Raw genomic sequence first — 16,726 nt, forward strand, 5'->3', positions numbered from 1 at the left:
TCGAATGGGTGACCTTGGCGTCTGCTGCTCGTTGGGCAGGTGGCAGGTGTCCAGTCTGGGGGAGGGGGTGTTGTGGTGGGTGGTGTGCGGGAGTTGACGGCACCCTTCGTGGCGCCCGGGCCTTGCGGGGTGGCGGTCCGGGACCGTCTCAAGCACCTCACGCCCCAGGACGAGATAGTCCTGCGTGCGGTCGGTGAACATCAGGGCCGTCTGGCTTTCCGTGATCTCAGGGCCCGTTGTGAGGATGGTCTGGAGCACAGCGCGGACACCTGGGCATCGCGCAAGCGGGACCTGACGCCGCTGTCGTCGTCGCGGATCGCCGGTGCGATCACCAAGGCCACACACGATCAGTGGGCGCTGGCCCGGCGTTGTCAGGCGGCGCACATCCGGAACCTGGAGGCCGGGATCAGGACGCTGCGGCACCGCCTGTCCCTCCCCATCAGCGCGAGGGGATCGAAGCGGGCAGCCGGTGGCTACCGCTCCAAGGGCGAGTGGTTCCACAAGTCCCGCCGCCTCGCGGCGCTGGAAGCCCGGCACGATGCCGCCGTTCGTGACCGGCAGGCCGGACGCGTCCGGGTCGTGCGGGGCGGCAAACGTCTCCTCAACACCCGCCACCACCTCACCCAGGCCCAGCTCACCGAAGAGCAGTGGCGAGAACGCTGGGAAGCGGAACGCTGGTTCATCGCCGCCGACGGCGAGTCCGGGAAACGATTCGGGAACGAGACCATCCGCGTCACCCCGGACGGCGAGGTCAGCATCAAACTGCCCGCCCCGCTCGCACACCTGGCCAACGCCAAGCACGGCCGATACACCCTCAACTCGACCGCGGCGTTCGCGCACCGGGGCCAGGAGTGGGCCGACCGCATCGAAGCCAACCGGGCCGTGGCCTACCGCATCCACCTCGACGTGGAGCGTGGCCGCTGGTACCTCACCGCGTCCTGGCAACGCCCCGTCGTCCAGACCATCCCGCTGGAGGCCGCCCGCGCCCGGGGCATGGTCGGCGTCGACACCAACGCCGACCACTTCGCCGCCTACCACCTCGACCCACACGGCAACCCCATCGGCGAGCCCCGGCGGTTCTTCTACGACCTGTCCGGCACCACCGCTCACCGCGATGCCCAGATCCGCCACGCGCTGACCCGCCTGATCAACTGGGCCAAGCGGTGCGGCGTGACCGCGATCGGCATCGAAGACCTCGACTTCACCACCGAGAAAACGCGGGAGAAATACGGCCGCAAGAAGAGGTTCCGGCAGCTGATCTCGGGTATTCCGACCGGCAAACTCAAGGCCCGGCTGGTCTCCATGGCCGCCGAACAGGGCCTGAGTATTGTCGCGGTCGACCCGGCCTATACCTCCCTGTGGGGTGCCCAGCACTGGCAGAAACCACTGGCCACCCCCAAGCGAAAGATGTCCCGTCACGATGCCGCCGGCATCGCGATCGGACGACGCGCCCTCGGACACCCGATCCGGCGTCGGACGGCACCGCCCCCACACGACCGGAGAGATCGTGCGAGGCATCGGACCGCCCAGGCCAGGCCAGGCACCCGAGGACGTGACGGAACCCGCCCACCCGCAACGGACCACGCCCCCAGAGACGTGCCGCCGAACGGGACGCGAAAGCGGCAACCCAGCGCATCCAACACCGTTCGGGATGCGCCCAGTACACATCGATGGGTCCAGGACCCACTCATGCACACTGGCTAGGAACGGTCAGTCCTCGTCGCCGTCGAGGCGGTCCACGGAGAGCTTCATCTCGACACCGACCACGTCCGGCGCGGTGAACGACGTCCCGCGCTTGTGGGGCACCTTGTTCTTGTACTCGCCGCCCCGCGGGTCACTGCAGAGCAGCACCTGGTCATGCTTGCGATCGACCACGACGTAGACCGGAATGCCCGCCTGTGCGTAGTCCTCGACCTTGGGACCGAGATCGTCCGCCCAATTGGTCGAGGTCACCTCCACCACCATGCGGAAGGCATGGGCGGCGTAGCAGTTCTTCATGACATGGGCGCCCTTGATATCAGCCTCGACAACCGACAGGTCGGGAATCGCGTAGTCCTCCGGCCCGGAAGGCAACCACAGCCCGACCCCCTGGACGAGTCTGAGCCCCACCGTGCGCGCCCTGGCGCCGAACTCCTCGCCCAGCCAGGACAGGGCCAGAGCATGCGTTCCGTCCGCCGGTGGTGTAGCAGTGAGCCTCCCCTGGAGAATCTCCACGCGATGCCCGGGCAGCGAGCGTGCGAGCTGTTCGGCCGCCTCGCCGAGCGTCAGCGTGGGCTGCTCCCGCACCTGCTCCTCGTGCTGTATTACGGCCACGGCATCGTCCTTTCGGGGACCACTGTTCATGAGCTTGTCCGGGGCCACGGACATTCAGCGAGAGATCACCGTTCCTAACCAGTGTGCGTGAGTGAGTTTTGAGCCCACTGTTGCGTACTGGGCGCATCCCCCCACACGCCACCACTCACTTCGGCTCAGAACCGACAGCAGCTCACAACCCCTGCGGGTGGACATCACTTCAGAACGCGTCCGACGGCACGTAAGCCCCCCACACCTCCCGCAGCGCATTGCACACCTCGCCCACCGTCGCCCGTGCCCTGAGGGCGTCCTTCATCGGGTACAGGACGTTGTCCGTGCCCTCGGCCGCCTTCTTCAGCCGGCCCAGCGCCTCGTCGACCGCGCCCCGGTCGCGCTCGGCCCGCAGCTTCGCCAGCCGGGCCGCCTGCTGGGCCTCGATCGCGGGGTCGACGCGCAGCGGCTCGTACGGCTCCTCCTCGTCGAGCTGGAAGCGGTTGACGCCGACCACGACACGCTCGGCACTGTCGGTCTCCAGGGCGATGCGGTACGCGCTGCGCTCGATCTCGTTCTTCTGGAAGCCGCGCTCGATCGCGTTGACCGCGCCGCCCATGTCCTCGACCTTGAGCATCAGCTCCAGGGCCGCAGCTTCGACGTCGTCGGTCATCTTCTCGACGACGTACGAACCCGCGAACGGGTCCACGGTGGCCGTGACGTCCGTCTCGTACGCCAGGACCTGCTGGGTACGGAGGGCGAGGCGGGCGGACTTGTCGGTCGGCAGGGCGATCGCCTCGTCGAAGGAGTTGGTGTGCAGCGACTGCGTACCGCCGAGGACCGCGGCCAGGCCCTGGACGGCGACGCGCACCAGGTTGACCTCGGGCTGCTGGGCGGTGAGCTGGACGCCCGCCGTCTGGGTGTGGAAGCGCAGCATCAGCGACTTGGGGTTCTTCGCGCCGAACTCCTCCTTCATCACCCTCGCCCAGATCCGGCGGGCGGCGCGGAACTTCGCGACCTCTTCGAGGATCGTCGTACGGGCGACGAAGAAGAAGGAGAGACGGGGGGCGAAGTCGTCGACGTCCATGCCGGCCGCGACGGCGGTACGGACGTACTCGATGCCGTCCGCGAGGGTGAACGCGATCTCCTGCGCGGGCGAGGCCCCGGCCTCCGCCATGTGGTAGCCGGAGATCGAGATGGTGTTCCACTTCGGGATCTCGGCCCGGCAGTACTTGAAGATGTCGGCGATCAGCCGGAGCGAGGGCCCCGGCGGAAAGATGTACGTGCCGCGGGCGATGTACTCCTTGAGGACATCGTTCTGGATGGTGCCGGTGAGCTTCTCCGCCGGGACGCCCTGCTCCTCACCGACCAGCTGATACATGAGGATCAGCAGCGCGGCGGGCGCGTTGATCGTCATCGAGGTGGAGACCTTGTCGAGCGGGATTCCGCCGAACAGGACCCGCATGTCGTCGATCGAGTCGATCGCCACCCCGACCTTGCCGACCTCGCCGGACGCGATCGCCGCGTCGGAGTCGTGGCCCATCTGGGTGGGCAGGTCGAAGGCGACGGAGAGGCCCATCGTGCCGTTGGCGATCAGCTGCTTGTAGCGGGCGTTGGATTCCGTGGCCGTGCCGAAACCTGCGTACTGGCGCATCGTCCACGGCCGGCCGGTGTACATCGACGGGTAGACGCCGCGCGTGAAGGGGTAGGCACCCGGCTCTCCCAGCTTGTCGTCGGGGTTCCACCCGTCGAGTGCGTCCGGCCCGTACACCGGCTCGATGGGCAGTCCCGACTCCGACTCGCGCGTCATCTGCTGTGCCTCCCGCTGAAGCTGTCAGTAAAGCTACTTACTGGTAACCAAGGATTCCCGCGACGGACTGTAGCGGCGGGCACGAGACCGGTGGAGGTGCACGGGCTGGGACCTTGCTCACAGCCCTACCCCACGGCCCTCGCCGCCGCTCTCCCCATCATGCGCGGGCTTTGGCAACCGGGCAGAGCGGGAATCCGTCCAAGGGGACACCGGAGAAACCCGGAGAATCAGGGGGCCGAGATGATACGCAGCATCACCGGAAGCACGTCACGGCGCAGGGCACCGGGCAGGGCGCGGGTCAGGACACGGGGCTGGGCGGGGACCACGGCCACGGCGGCGCTCGCCGTTCTCGCCATGACCGCCGCGACCGCCGGCTGCAAGGCGCAGCCCGCCGACGGCGCGTCCGCGGCCCCGTCGTCACCGCCCCGGGCCACGGCGACCGACGACGCCAAGCCCCCGGCGTCGCAGTCGCCCTCGCCGGACGCATCCTCGTCGTCCCCGCAGGCCACCGCGAAGCCCACGCCGAAGCCGGTGAAGCCGGACCCGCAGGGCACGACGTTGATGGCGAGCGGTTCCGAGGGCAAGCAGGTGCGGGAACTACAGGCCCGGCTGCGGCAGATCGGCCACTTCGACCGCTCCCCCACCGGCTACTACGGCACCGTCACGGTCGCCGCCGTCCAGTCCTTCCAGGGCAAGCGCGGCCTCTCCCGTACGGGCAGGACGGACACCGTCACCTGGCAGAAGCTGCTCGGCATGACACACGAGCCGACGGCCGCCGAGCTGAATCCGCCGACCACCCTGCCCGTGACCAAGCCGGACAAGCGCTGTATGACGGGCCGGGTGCTCTGCATCAGCAAGAACAGCCGGACGCTGTCCTGGATGATCGACGGCCGCGTCGTCTCGTCGATGGACGTGCGCTTCGGCTCCCAGTACACGCCGACCCGCGAAGGCACCTTCTCCGTCTACTGGAAGTCACGGCACCATGTGTCGACGATCTACCACACGGCCATGCCGTACGCGATGTTCTTCAGCGGCGGCCAGGCGGTGCACTACTCGGCGGACTTCGCGGCCCGTGGCTACAGCGGCGCCTCGCACGGCTGCGTCAATGTCCGTGACGAGGGAAAGATCGCCTCGCTCTTCGCCCAGGTGAGGACGGGCGACAAGGTCGTCGTCTACGGGTAGGGCCTGTCCGGCCGGAAGGAAAGGGGCGCGGACGGGACCGGGGGAACGTGTCCCGCCCGCGCCATTGCGCTGAGCCGCAGGTACGGGGGGGACCCCGGCTCTGAGCGCTGCCGATGACCAGTCGGCTCACTCTGTACTGCGCCGTGGCCTCGAAAAACGTCACACCCGGTGGCGGACGGCTTGAAAAGGACTGGCGCGCACGGATCTCAGCCGGGCGATCCGACGGCGCCGAGGGACGCCCGGTCCGCTGCCGGCGAGGAGACCGGGGTCGAGGGCGACGGCGGCGGGGTGGTGAACCGGATCGCGGGGAGCGTGTTGGAGCCGCCGCTGTCCCCGTTCGAATCGCCGTCGTCGCTCTGCTCGCCGTCGCTGTCGCTGCCCGGTCCGTTCTGGCCGTCCGTGTCCTCGGCGATCACGCGGTCGCAGAACCGGTCCAGATTGCGGGCGCCCTTCGCCAGCGCTTCGAGATTCCGTCTGCGGTCGTCGTCCAGTTTGCCGTCGCGGTAGTCGTGGCAGGCCTTGAGCGCCCTGGCGTACCAGTCGCCTGAGGTGCCGTTCCCGGAGTTGTCGGGCTGCTTGCCGTTCCCGGTGCCGTTCGGGGTTCCGCTCGCGGTGCCGTCGGGCTTCCGGTTGTCGTCTCTCTTGCGGTCCTCACCCTTGCCGGTTGCGCCGTTGCCCCGGTCACCGGTGGGGGCGGAGGGATCCGCCGGGCCGGTGGAGGGCCCCGTCTCCGGGGAGGCGGGCGGCCGTGCGGACGGGCTCTCGTCGGTGACGGCCCCCGAGCCGAGTTCCTCGGGTGTCGCCGTGGCGGAGACGGAGGCCGCCGGTACGGGGGTGTGCCCGCCGAACGGTCCGGGGAGCATCCCGGTGCTCGCGGCCACGGCCACCCCGCCGAGCGCGCAGCCCGCGAAGGAGGCGACCAGGCCGAAGCGGATGGGCCGGCTCCAGCCCAGGGAGCGGGTACGGCCGGAGCCCGCGGAGGAAGAGGGGCGGTGCGGGGCGAAGCCGCCGGAGGCGGGCCGGATGTGCACCGGTTCGAGTGTGTCGGCCGGTGCCGGTTCGCCCGTCTTCTCGGCGTACCCCTTCACCTGCGGGTTCGCCGCCCGTGTGCGCGCGGATTGCGCGGCGGTGCGGAAGGCGGCCAGCGCCGCGGCCTCGCCCGGCAGTTCGCCGGTGGCCGGGCGGGCAGCCCGTGCGGCGGCGTCCAGCGCTGCCGCGAGCCTTTCCGCTTCTGTACGCGACTGACCGCCCACGGGATCGACCGGTTCGCCGCGGAGCAATTTCTCCGCCGCGTCCTTGTCAAGCCATTCGTAGTGCTCGTCGGCCATCACATGTCCTTCTGCGTCCACGGACGCGAATGCGTCACACCGGCCGGCGCCGCCGAACCGTTGTGGGAGGGGCGCTGGGCGGGCACGGCTCCGAGTTCCGCCGTACGACCCGCCGTGCTTGTACGAGGGGCGGGCGGATCCGCCGGATCGCCCGCGGGAACACGGTCCGCGGCGATGCCCGCGCCGCCTTCGGCACGGCCGTCGCCGCCCTCGCCGTCCCCGTCACCGGGGCGGCCGCCGGCATGGTCCGCGTCGTCCGTGCGCAGCAGCTCGGCCAGCCGCTTCAGTCCCCGGTGTGCCGCGGTGCGTACCGCCCCCGGCCGCTTGCCCAGCGTCTGGGCCGCGCTCTTCGCGTCCAGGCCGACGACCACCCGCAGCACCACGGCCTCGGCCTGGTCCTGGGGCAGCTGGGCGATGAGCGACATCGTGCGGCCGGTGGCCAGGGCCTCCATCGCCTCGTCGGCGGTGTCGGACTCGGCCGGCTTCTCCGACAGCTCCGACTCGTCGCCGCCGATCGCGGGGCGCCTGCCACGCATCCGCAGATGGTCCAGGGCACGGTTACGGGCTATCCGTGCCGCCCAGCCGCGGAAGCGGTCGGCGTCGCCGCTGAACCGGTCGAGGTCGCGCGCTATCTGCAGCCAGGACTCGGACGCCACGTCCTCGGCGTCCGGATCCCCCACGAGTGTCCGTATGTAGCCCAGCAGTCGCGGCTGTACAGCGCGGTACACAGTACGGAAGGCGTCTTCGTCCCCGTCCTGCGCCGCGAGCACCGCGGTGGTGAGCTCCGCGTCGTCCCCCAGCACTCCCTCAACCTGCCCTGCTGTCCTGAATCGCAGCTGGTCATCACTGCCGCGCCACCCTGCGCGACTCAGCACGCTACGTCCTTCGCGGGTGTCGCGTCCATGGCTTGTACAACCTGCAACATTCTTCCGACACGGTGCGGTGTGACAGAAAACGCAGCGACGGCGCTGAGAGAAGTACGGGGTCGTCCTACGGCCCCGCGGAAGACGACCGGGGCCTCTCCTGTGGGGGGTGGCGGCCCCGGTCGTCCTCGTTCACCCTCAGTTCTCCCTGTTCGGCCGGTCCGGGATCCCGCCCGGCGCCGTTCCCGGAGGACGCCCCTCCAGCCCGGTGACGGACCGGCCGGCGATTCAGTCGACAGCGGTCCTGTCCTGGCCGTCGCTCCCGGTCCGGGTCCCGCTCGCTTTCGACGGCGCCGGCCCGCCCTGCTTCTGCTCAGGCACGGTCTTCTTCTCCGCCTCCCCCTTCGCGTCCCGGTTGCCCCGGGTCTTCTTCGGCTCCCCCGGTGACGGCTGTCCGAGGAGCCCGTCGCAGTAGGCCGTCACCGCCGCCTCCGACGCACCGCCCGCGGCCGCCTCCAGCCGTGCGAAGGCGGCCGCGTCCCTGGCCTTCCCGCTGCCCCGGTGGCTGAGGTACACACGACACAGCGCGACATCGTCCTGTGCCCGGTCGGGCCGGCCGGAAGGATGCACGTCGCCCGGAGCGTTCGTGGCCCCCGGCGCCGTACCGTCGCCGTCCAGCCGCAGCGACTCCTCGCCGGAGGGTCGCCCACCGGGTGTCGCGGGAGAGGTGCGCGGGGGGCGTACGGACTGGGCCCCGTCGGGCTCACCGCCACCGAAAGGTGCCGGAATCGCCCCCGAACCCGCGGCCACCGCGACCCCGCCGAGCGTCGCCGCAGCCACGAAGCCGCCGAGCATCACCCGGAACGAGCGCACACCGCGCCGTCGCTTCGCCGGACGCCAGTCGTCACGTCGACGCCGCCACCGCACCACCGCGGCGTGCGCGCCCTCGTCCCGCGCGGCCACGAAGGCGGCGGTCGCGCGCTTCTCGTCGCTGGGGTCGAGCGCCCCGGTACGCCGCGCTGCCGCGAGCAGGGTGGCAAGTTCAGGTGTCTCCGGCGCTTCGGGCGGCCGCTGCGATTCGTGTCTCATTCTTCATTTCCCAGCGTCCGGCTCACCCTGTTCGTCACAGCACCTGCCGCACGGCCCGGGGACAACTGCCCCGCCAGCCTCTTGAGTCCGCGGTACGCGGACGTGCGGACCGCCCCCGCACGCTTGCCGAGCACGCGCGCCGCCGCAGGACCGTCCAGACCGACGACCACCCGCAGAAGTACGGCCTCGGCCTGCTCGCGCGGCAGCGTGCCGATGATCTCCAGCGCAGCTTGGGTGGAGAGCGTCTCCAGCGCCGCGGCGGCCGTGTCGTGGCCGCCGGGCAACTGAAGCACGTCCTGTTCGATCAAGGTGGTGCGGGGCCGCCTCTTCAGCTTCCTCAAGTGGTCGAGCGCACGGTGGCGGGCGATCATCGCGGTCCAGCCGCGGAACCCTGCTCCGTCGCCGCGGAACCGTCCCAGATCGCGGGCTATCTCCAGCCAGGCGTCGGAGGTCACGTCCTCGGCGTCGTCGCCGACCAGTCCGCGTACGTAGCCGAGGAGGCCGGGCTGCACCATCCGGTACGCGACGGCGAAGGCGTCCTTGTCCCCCTGCTGGGCACGCTCGACGGCATCGCCGAGCTCGGCGTCGTACATCTGCCTGCGGCGCTGCTCCCCGCCCGTGCCCAACACACTTCCCTACTCGACGCCCGCTCCGGCACCGGCCACCGTGCCTGTTTCCTGCCGAGGCAGCCCCCACTCTCCTTCTGCGCCCGGACCCACAGAAATGTCACAGGTTCCTCATACGCGCGAGCTACCCGCATGCAGCCTTCCGCTGCGCTGTCCGTCCGTGCAGCAGCAGATACAGCCGCTGCACCGATTCCTCCGCCCCCGACTCGAAGCGGTTGACGACCTTGCCGAGCGGATTCCAGACCCGTCCGTCGGGCATCCGCACGCCCACCGCCTGCCCGAACAGCTCCCGTTGTGCGGCGTCGAAGTCCACCCATGTCCCACCGGCCCTACGGACGATCACCTCGCCGGTGTACGCCCCGAGCCCCAGCAGAGTCCCTGCGACCCGGTTCCGTTGCGGCTGGTCCCGCCGCAGACCGTCGACGACCAGATCGACGAGCCGGAGGCTGGCGACCGAGTAGTCCAGGGGCAGCCGATTGCGCGCCGTGAGCCGGGCGACGAACTCCGATGTGTAGGAGCGCATCACCGCCGCCTCGGGAAACGTTGTCCGCTCGTCCCCGCCCATGATTCACCCTGCCCTTCGCCGTGCCGGCGATCACCGGCACTGACCCAGCGCTCAGGGACCCGGGAACATCACGCGAAAGGCACTGTGTTCGTTCTCACGGCCCGAAACAGGAAGAATTACTTCCGCTCGCACAACCATCACCCCGCCCCGAGCGTGTGTGTCCGGCATCCTCGCTCACCGAGTGACCATCAGTGAGACAGTCAGAGCCGAGATCTCCGTCCTGGCGAAAGTCTGGGGTGAGAGAGAAACGCTGGCACCCCGAGTCCTCCGGTGCCCCGGGGACGGCAGGCCCGGCCGTCTGCAGCTGATCGAGCACGACGACGGCGCCGTCAGCGGCACGTCGATCAGAGCCGGCCAAGACCTGGCTGATCTCATCCTGGTGCCGTGGATCGCATGCACGGGGTGCGACCAGATCCTGATGCGCGCCCATGCCCAAGAGCCCTGGGGAGACCTCTCCTACCTCGCCCGGCACTACGTCATCGTGTCGTCGGGCCGGGCGACCGCCCTGCGTGTGTTCCCGGCCGACTCCGCTGACGGGGCCTTGGCAGCCCTTCTGGACGACTGCCGTCAGTCACCGTCCACAACCAGCTCGATGAAATCCGCACCATGAGAAACGGCATGCGCCGTGTTGTAGCGGTCCGGATGACTTTGGCCCCGAGAGCGAGTCTCAGGGCCAAAGGGTTCGGACGCAGCTACGTCGCCAACGGAATTGATCAAGCCGTCAACGAATTACTGCCTATGCGCCAGAAGTGAGGGTCTGCTCCCAGGAATCAGCGACCCTCCACACTCTGTCGGCGACGGAAGCCCAGCCGCTTCGCCCACGCCTGGCGCGTGGACGCTCCCCGTCCCCTGGTCCACGCCTACACTCTCGCGGTGGCCGAATTCGCCTCTCGGAAGACCTGAACTCGCCTTGTGGGGTACGTGGTTCGGGTACGTAATGAGTGCCACGCCACAGCCGTTCCATCTCAGGGGGAAGCATGGGAGCGTCCGAAGCGCCACCACCAAAGCCGACACACGCGCCGTCGCCCCGTGTCGCGCCGGGCGTCCCGCCACGCGACGGCCTTGTCATCAGCAAGCGGCTACTCTGGGTGCACGGGGCCGCCTACCCGCTGGAGAACATCGTCCGCGTCTACACCTTCTGGCTGACGCCGCGTCGCGGAGAGGCGTTCACGCGGTTCCTGAGGCGAGGCGGGTTCACCCTGCTCCTGCTCTTTCTCCTGATGTGGCTCTCCGATTCGTCGGGAGGGTCGTACGGATACGGATCCTCCTCCGACCTCGAAGGCGTGTTCCAGTTCTTCCTGGTGGTCGTCGTGGGCATGCTCATCTACTTCTTCGCCGAGATGGTTGGCGTGGTCTTCGCCGCGAGCCACCCCGTCCTCGCCGTCGAGACGAACGGCCGGTCCACGGCCCTGGTGACGGGAAAACTCGAGTACCTGAACGGGCTCGTGTACTCGATCGCCGAGGCGATCGACCGGCCGGACGCGGAGTTCCACGCCTCGGTGACATCGCTGGCGATCACCAACTATGGCAACTACCATTTCGGCGACTCGGTGAACATCTACGGCGGTATCGGTCACACGGGGGTGTCGAAGTGACGGGCGGGAACTACCACTTCGGAGACGAGGTCGTCATCAATGGCGGCGACGGCCACACAGGCATCGTCCACAACCATCACGCCCCGCAGCCCACTCTGGAGGACACGCTGCGGGCCGTCGTCGAGCTGGCGCGGGCGCTGCGCGGCGAGGTGCCCGAGGAGGACCGGGCGTCCATCGACGACGCGCTGCCCGTCCTCGCGGCCGGCCCGTCCGCCGAACCGGCGACCCGGCGCCGGTCGCTGATGGCCCTCGCTGCCATTGCCGCCACCGTCGGGACGATCGGCCAGCCGCTTCTGGACTCCGTCCGGGCCGCGCTCGAGCTTCTCGGACGCTAGTTTCCTGACTGATAGCCGTTGTCGGCATAGAGGTTCCACAGGTGGATCACGTCGCCGGGACGGATGTTCTGGTCGGCGGGCGTGGAGGTCTGGGCGGTGATGCGCCAGCGGCCGGTACCAGAGTCGGGCGCGCGGTCCTTGTCCTTGGACGTGGAGACGTTGTACTTGGCGCCGGCGTTCCGCTGGGGACGGTCGCATGCCCGTTCGTGTCGAGGTAGCCGCCGTCACCGCCGTAGAGGTTGCGCAATTGGATCACGTCACCGCTGATGACAGGGGAGCCGACTGCCTTGCCGGTCAGCGAGAGAATCTCCCAGGTACCCGTCCCCTCTCCACGGGTAGGGCTCTCTGCGGTCGAGACCGCGTACTTTCCACCGGAATCGGTGCTGTGACCGTTGGTATCCAGGTAGCCGCCCTTCCAGCCGTTGTATCCGTTCTGGAGGTGGATCTTGTCGCCGTACTTCAACTCGTTCGCCATGGTCACTCCCGTGAGGTCAAGGGACGGCATGCGGAACCGACCTGTCGGTCGGTGCGCCGTCGCCACTGATCACGGTGGTCTTCCTCGGCGCCGCGACCGAAACTGCTGCCCACGCCGCCCGTACGGGTGATCTGCTGGTTGCCCACCGTCGGCGAGTCCGCGTTGATGATCTTGTCGACCATGTTGCGGATGTCGTACTCGGACTTCGACCACGTCAGATCGTGGGTCGTCGCCGGCCTCTGGCTGCTGGAACTGCGGACCAGGTCAGCGCACGCCGACGGGAAGTTCGATCTTCCCGTTGAACGTGCCTTGGTTGTCCTGCCGTACGTCCTGCTCGAACGTGATGTTCTGTCCGCCGTAAGGGATCAGAAAGCCGAACTCGAAGCGGTGGCTCTTGACGCGGTACGTCGTCGCGTCCAGGACCAACACCTCCTCCAGGCCGGACAAGGTGAGCTGCGCGTCACTCACCGGGATACCGGCCGTGCGGAGCTGCTCGGCAGTGGGGTCGAACTCCCGCACCGCCTTCTTCACCCACGCACGGTCCCGGACAGCTGTCAGCTTCTGCTTGTCGCTGCCGACGCGGAGTTCGACCGTGCCGTCCTCCGCGGTCAGCTTCACCTCGTCACCGGTGGCGGCCCGCGCGTACGCCCGGAACTCCTCGATGGCCGCGACCGGGTCCTCGACCTTGTTCTGCATCTCGGGGTCGGAAGCGGGCGCGTCCTTCCACGGTGCGCCCCCTTTCCTGAGGTACGCCGTGCCGTCGACGACGTAGATCTCCTCGTTCTCCTTGGCCCCCTTGCTGCTGGTGCTGGCACCCTGCGAGTGCAGCGCCTCCGGCGCCATGCCACGCCGGACCGTGGCCCGGTAGGACGCAGCGCTCTTCCGGCCCTGCAGCGTCAGCCCTTCCTGCCCCTTCACGGAGAACGTCCACGCGCTTTCCTCCGCCATCGCCTTCTCGGCCAGGTCGAGGAAGTCCTGCGGCGACTCGGGCACGGAGGCGGCGGAAGGCTTCGGCGACTCCTTCGCCTCCGAGCTCTTCGAGTTCTTCGAGTTCTTCGACACAGCCGACTCCGACTGCCCGTCCTCGGTGCCGCAAGCGGCGAGCGAGAGCGGCAGAGGGAGAAGCAACACAGCACACCTGAAACGAATTCGCACGTACCCATTCCTTCGTCACGACCACCGAGCCTGCACGGCGGGCGGACTGTACAGCAGCATTCACCTTGCGATCACGCCCACGGACATCCCTTCCGAATCGACCCGAATGACCGCGGAAGGCTCACCAGGGGACGTGCGGTCGCCGCCGTCCGGCAGCTCGCACCACACCGTCTTGGTGCCGGGGCCCTGCTCCACGCCCCAGCGCAGCGCCAGGGCATCGAGCAGGGCGAGGCCGCGGCCGGTCTCGTCGTCGCCGGCCGCCCTGCACAGGACGGGCAGGGCCCGGGGGTCGGGGTCGGTGACCTCCACTCGCGTACGGCCCTGGTCGCACGAGGCGCGGACCGTTACGGGGATGCCCTCGCCGAGGTGACGGATGACGTTGGTGATCAGCTCGGTGGCACACAACTGGAGGTCGACGCAGGGGCCGCCCAGGTACGCGCGCAGGGCGCGACGTACCTCGGGCACGGCCTCGGGGGTGGCGAGAAGTTCCAGGATCAGCGGCTGTCGCATCACGCGACTCCCTTGCGCAGCGCGGCGACCAGAGCGCGTGCGGTGGGCAGATTGCAGTTGCCCAGCGTGACGAGCGGCAAAGTGCGGTAGCGGGCGGCGAAGGTCGGCAGGTCGATGCCGAGGGAGGGCAGCGTGACGTCGTGGGCGGCGAGGGCTGCCCGCAGGTCCTTCACGCAGTCCTGCACATCCGCGTCCGTACCCGTGCCGTCGTGGGGGTGGCCGTTCATGGGGTGTCACACCTTCCAGTGCGCTCAGTGACGAATCACTCACACTCTGACGTGGCACGGCCTACCGTGAAAGAGCTTCGGGCTCCCGGCCCTGAACTGCGCTTATGCCCTCGCGCGTTGGCATCGGCGCGAAAATCCCCGGGACTCGGGCGGACACGCCGTGAAACGGGCGGCAACGACACCAATGGCGGTGAACGATGGGACAGCGCAAGGACATCGACGGGTCGGCAAGCGTCCCCACCTTCTACGGCAAGGAGTTGCGCTGGAAACGGGAAGAGGCCGGACTGACCCTCCAGCAACTGGTGGAGGGCAGCTTCTACGGCCCCAGCCACCTGAGCGAGATCGAACGCGGACAGCGCCGCATGCCGGCCGAACTGGCCGAGCACGTGGACCGGGCGCTGGGTACCGACGGTTTCTTCCAGCGCCGCTGCGAGGACGTACGGAAGGCGAAGAGGCGAGGCCACGCCAGCTACTTCGAGCGCGTACTGGAGGCGGAGAAGCACGCGGAGACCATCGAGGAGTGGTGCCCGACCCTGATTCCCGGCCTGCTGCAGACGGACGCGTACGCGCGGGCGGTGGTCCGGGCGGCACACCCGCTGGCGCCCGACGACGAGGTGGAGGAGAAGGTCACCGCCCGGATGGCACGCGCCAGCCTCTTCGAGGACGACCACAAGACGCCGGAATACTGGGCGATCCTGCCCGAGTCGCTGCTGCGCCATCCGATTCTGCCACCGGAGCAGGCGGTCGAACAGCTGGAGCGCATCGCGGCGCTGGCAACGCGCCGCCGGATCGTTCCCCAGATCCTTCCGTGGAACTGCGGGCCGCACCCCTTCATGCTGGGCACGGCCAAGCTCATGACCTTTCCTGACGCCCCGCCTCTGGTCTACACGGAGGCTCTGCACAGTGGTGACACCATCGATGATCCGGCCCTCGTGAAGGAGTACCGCAGGTCGTACGATCGGCTCAGGGCCGCCGCACTGCCGCCGGAGGCGTCCCTCGCCCTGATCGAGCAAGCGGCTGAGGATGGTCGAAATGGCAAGCAACGGGATTGACTTGAGCACGGCCGTCTGGCGCAAGAGCAGCTACAGCAACGGCAGCGGCGGGGACTGCGTGGAGGTCGCCGACGGCCTCGCGGGCATCGTCCCCGTCCGCGACTCCAAGTTCACCGACGGCCCGGTCCTCACGGTCACGACTCCCGCGTGGACATCGTTCGTCACGTCCCTCAAGGACGCGCCCGGCCGCCGATCTGCGTAAGACCGGCCCGAAACGCCGCGTCGCCCGGGAATCCGTGCCCATGACCACCCCTGGCCATGGGCACGTCCTCAGGAGTTCCTGACCACTTTCAGGATCGCCTCGGTGTCAGCCGTGCGATCAGCGAGCTCCCCGGCCATCCTGACTTCATCGGCCGAGATGCCGCGCACGCCATCAGTGAGAGTATCGACCGTATTGACACAGGATGTTCCATCCTCGACCTCGAACACGAGATCGGGGAAGCGAGTCTCACCAGTCGGGCCAAAATGGCACGCTCGGGCATGATTGAACCGTTCGCGCGACTCCGTGCCTGGAACGGCTTCTCCTGCACGCTATGGAAATCCTTCACGGGACAGCCCTTGGGTCGCAGCAACGTTTTAGCTCGCGCCCCGGAGTCCGGAACCCTGACGAACTTTGAATGCCACCATCCAGAGCCAGTAGCAGCTCGTCCTGGACCACTTGTCTTAGTTAAAGAATTTTCTGGGTTGTTTCGGCGGGGGCCAGCAGCCGCCAGAAGCGGCAGCCGGCCCCCGCCGTCACGCACCCAGTCCCGACACTACGCGTCGTGCCGCCCGAGCGCCGCAGCGACGATCGGCAGCGCGTCGTCTCCGACGCGCGCCGTCCACACGCTGAACCCGCCCTCTGGAAAGACGAGTTCGGCTTCGCGCTCCACGACGGTGACGCCCTGTCTGCGCGCCGCCGCCAGGACTTCGGCGTACGGGTGCCCGATCAGCTCCATGCCCCGGTGCACCACTTGCGCGGGCCGGGCCATGACGACGCGCGTCACGCGCCCTTCGGAGTCGTATCCGACAGCCGCACCCGCTGACAGGAAATGGTCCTGCGAGGCGGGCCCGAATTCGGGTTCGGACTCCATTCCGCTGCCGAGCAGTTCACGCACCTCTTCTCTCGGGGATCCCAGCCGCACGACTCCGAAGCCACGGTGGGGATCCACCTCGAAGTTCCCCGGCGCGATTCGTCCTTCCCCTTCGAAGAAGGAGAATTCATAAATCACTCGGGTGCGTGAGGAGATCAGAACGCTGCGGAAGTCCCCCGGAGCGTCCGCATGCGGATTGCCGAGCACGATGCCCAGCCCCGGGACAACCCAGTCAGAGCCCTTCTGCTCCACGGGAACACCGGCGGAGCGCAGCTCCGCCAGTACCTCCGTGTGGGAACGGTCGAGCAGTCCCACGCCTCGCAGACTCAGCTCCGCCGGGGCGGCCACCTCGATTGAACACAGCGAGTCCCTGTCGTCGTATCCCAGGATCATCCCCAACCCGTGATAGGCGTCCGAGAGAACCGGAGCGTATGCCGAGCGGCGAAATACGGACGGCTCCCCCAGAGTCTCTCTGACGGACTGCCTGGACATCCCGAAGCGCACCTCGGGAAAGCCCTCCAACGGCAGAATCTCCATGTCGATCAAGGCGGCCTCCGG

The 16,726-nt window shown here is 68.7% G+C and carries 21 protein-coding genes; 7 read left to right on the forward strand and 14 right to left on the reverse strand.

Translation table 11 applies throughout. The features are described 5' to 3' along the window. Positions 1-75 precede the first annotated feature (75 nt). Complete coding sequence (locus NRF20_RS17935) at positions 76-1,704, forward strand: IS200/IS605 family accessory protein TnpB-related protein (RefSeq protein WP_413754573.1); 1,629 nt, start codon at positions 76-78, stop codon at positions 1,702-1,704. Between the two features lie 6 nt (positions 1,705-1,710). On the opposite strand, the gene NRF20_RS17940 is transcribed toward NRF20_RS17935, so the two are convergent. Together NRF20_RS17940 and NRF20_RS17945 are read right to left on the reverse strand one after the other, a co-directional pair. Next, positions 1,711-2,313, reverse strand: coding sequence for a Uma2 family endonuclease (locus tag NRF20_RS17940; protein WP_413752891.1), 603 nt, complete (start codon positions 2,311-2,313; stop codon positions 1,711-1,713). A gap of 199 nt (positions 2,314-2,512) precedes the next feature. Then, a complete protein-coding gene (locus tag NRF20_RS17945) occupies positions 2,513-4,093 on the reverse strand; it encodes a methylmalonyl-CoA mutase (protein WP_413752892.1) in 1,581 nt (526 codons plus the stop codon). Between the two features lie 354 nt (positions 4,094-4,447). Between NRF20_RS17945 and NRF20_RS17950 the strand changes: the two genes are divergently transcribed. Next, positions 4,448-5,275, forward strand: coding sequence for a L,D-transpeptidase family protein (locus NRF20_RS17950; protein WP_398631348.1), 828 nt, complete (start codon positions 4,448-4,450; stop codon positions 5,273-5,275). A 206-nt stretch (positions 5,276-5,481) separates the two neighbouring features. On the opposite strand, the gene NRF20_RS17955 is transcribed toward NRF20_RS17950, so the two are convergent. The 5 genes from NRF20_RS17955 to NRF20_RS17975 form a co-directional block, all read right to left on the reverse strand. Beyond that, complete coding sequence (locus tag NRF20_RS17955) at positions 5,482-6,603, reverse strand: hypothetical protein (RefSeq protein WP_413752893.1); 1,122 nt, start codon at positions 6,601-6,603, stop codon at positions 5,482-5,484. Continuing rightward, positions 6,603-7,406 carry an RNA polymerase sigma factor gene (locus tag NRF20_RS17960; RefSeq protein WP_398631349.1) on the reverse strand — a complete coding sequence of 268 codons (804 nt, stop codon included), beginning with the start codon at positions 7,404-7,406 and terminating at the stop codon, positions 6,603-6,605. The genes NRF20_RS17955 and NRF20_RS17960 overlap by 1 nt, the downstream gene beginning before the upstream one ends. A 348-nt stretch (positions 7,407-7,754) precedes the next feature. Continuing rightward, positions 7,755-8,555 carry a hypothetical protein gene (locus NRF20_RS17965; protein ID WP_398631232.1) on the reverse strand — a complete coding sequence of 267 codons (801 nt, stop codon included), beginning with the start codon at positions 8,553-8,555 and terminating at the stop codon, positions 7,755-7,757. Then, a complete protein-coding gene (locus NRF20_RS17970) occupies positions 8,552-9,181 on the reverse strand; it encodes an RNA polymerase sigma factor (protein WP_266358563.1) in 630 nt (209 codons plus the stop codon). The genes NRF20_RS17965 and NRF20_RS17970 overlap by 4 nt, the downstream gene beginning before the upstream one ends. A 124-nt stretch (positions 9,182-9,305) precedes the next feature. Then, positions 9,306-9,746, reverse strand: a complete 441-nt coding sequence (locus NRF20_RS17975) for a hypothetical protein (protein ID WP_398631234.1) — start codon at positions 9,744-9,746, stop codon at positions 9,306-9,308. A gap of 181 nt (positions 9,747-9,927) precedes the next feature. Between NRF20_RS17975 and NRF20_RS17980 the strand changes: the two genes are divergently transcribed. The 3 genes from NRF20_RS17980 (at position 9,928) to NRF20_RS17990 (ending at position 11,676) form a co-directional block, all read left to right on the forward strand. Further along, positions 9,928-10,356, forward strand: a complete 429-nt coding sequence (locus NRF20_RS17980; RefSeq protein ID WP_398631235.1) for a hypothetical protein — start codon at positions 9,928-9,930, stop codon at positions 10,354-10,356. Positions 10,357-10,723: 367 nt separating this feature from the next. Continuing rightward, positions 10,724-11,341 (forward strand): DUF6232 family protein, encoded by a 618-nt coding sequence (locus tag NRF20_RS17985; protein WP_398631236.1) that lies wholly within the window; start codon positions 10,724-10,726, stop codon positions 11,339-11,341. Then, the gene (locus NRF20_RS17990; protein ID WP_266358567.1) at positions 11,338-11,676 is read left to right on the forward strand and encodes a hypothetical protein; all 339 of its coding nucleotides are present in this window, start codon (positions 11,338-11,340) and stop codon (positions 11,674-11,676) included. The genes NRF20_RS17985 and NRF20_RS17990 overlap by 4 nt, the downstream gene beginning before the upstream one ends. 46 nt (positions 11,677-11,722) lie before the next feature. On the opposite strand, the gene NRF20_RS17995 is transcribed toward NRF20_RS17990, so the two are convergent. From NRF20_RS17995 to NRF20_RS18015, 5 genes are all read right to left on the reverse strand, one after another. Continuing rightward, positions 11,723-12,151, reverse strand: coding sequence for a hypothetical protein (locus NRF20_RS17995; protein WP_398631237.1), 429 nt, complete (start codon positions 12,149-12,151; stop codon positions 11,723-11,725). Between the two features lie 2 nt (positions 12,152-12,153). After that, positions 12,154-12,333 (reverse strand): hypothetical protein, encoded by a 180-nt coding sequence (locus NRF20_RS18000; protein WP_398631238.1) that lies wholly within the window; start codon positions 12,331-12,333, stop codon positions 12,154-12,156. Between the two features lie 82 nt (positions 12,334-12,415). Further along, on the reverse strand, positions 12,416-13,282 hold the full coding sequence (locus tag NRF20_RS18005) for a hypothetical protein (protein ID WP_398631239.1): 867 nt from the start codon (positions 13,280-13,282) through the stop codon (positions 12,416-12,418). Positions 13,283-13,366: 84 nt separating this feature from the next. Beyond that, positions 13,367-13,816, reverse strand: a complete 450-nt coding sequence (locus tag NRF20_RS18010; protein WP_398631240.1) for an ATP-binding protein — start codon at positions 13,814-13,816, stop codon at positions 13,367-13,369. Then, on the reverse strand, positions 13,816-14,043 hold the full coding sequence (locus tag NRF20_RS18015) for a hypothetical protein (RefSeq protein WP_398631241.1): 228 nt from the start codon (positions 14,041-14,043) through the stop codon (positions 13,816-13,818). The genes NRF20_RS18010 and NRF20_RS18015 overlap by 1 nt, the downstream gene beginning before the upstream one ends. Positions 14,044-14,240: 197 nt before the next feature. Between NRF20_RS18015 and NRF20_RS18020 the strand changes: the two genes are divergently transcribed. Together NRF20_RS18020 and NRF20_RS18025 are read left to right on the forward strand one after the other, a co-directional pair. Further along, on the forward strand, positions 14,241-15,095 hold the full coding sequence (locus NRF20_RS18020; RefSeq protein ID WP_398631242.1) for a helix-turn-helix domain-containing protein: 855 nt from the start codon (positions 14,241-14,243) through the stop codon (positions 15,093-15,095). Continuing rightward, positions 15,076-15,297 carry a DUF397 domain-containing protein gene (locus NRF20_RS18025; RefSeq protein ID WP_398631243.1) on the forward strand — a complete coding sequence of 74 codons (222 nt, stop codon included), beginning with the start codon at positions 15,076-15,078 and terminating at the stop codon, positions 15,295-15,297. The genes NRF20_RS18020 and NRF20_RS18025 overlap by 20 nt, the downstream gene beginning before the upstream one ends. 68 nt (positions 15,298-15,365) lie before the next feature. Here the strand turns inward: NRF20_RS18025 and NRF20_RS18030 are convergent, their stop codons facing one another. Both NRF20_RS18030 and NRF20_RS18035 read right to left on the reverse strand, forming a co-directional pair. Further along, positions 15,366-15,524, reverse strand: coding sequence for a hypothetical protein (locus NRF20_RS18030; RefSeq protein ID WP_413752896.1), 159 nt, complete (start codon positions 15,522-15,524; stop codon positions 15,366-15,368). 326 nt (positions 15,525-15,850) lie between these two features. Then, a complete protein-coding gene (locus NRF20_RS18035; protein WP_398631245.1) occupies positions 15,851-16,714 on the reverse strand; it encodes a hypothetical protein in 864 nt (287 codons plus the stop codon). Positions 16,715-16,726 lie beyond the last annotated feature (12 nt).

This window comes from Streptomyces sp. R-74717 (assembly GCF_047305335.1).
Taxonomy (GTDB): domain Bacteria; phylum Actinomycetota; class Actinomycetes; order Streptomycetales; family Streptomycetaceae; genus Streptomyces; species Streptomyces atratus.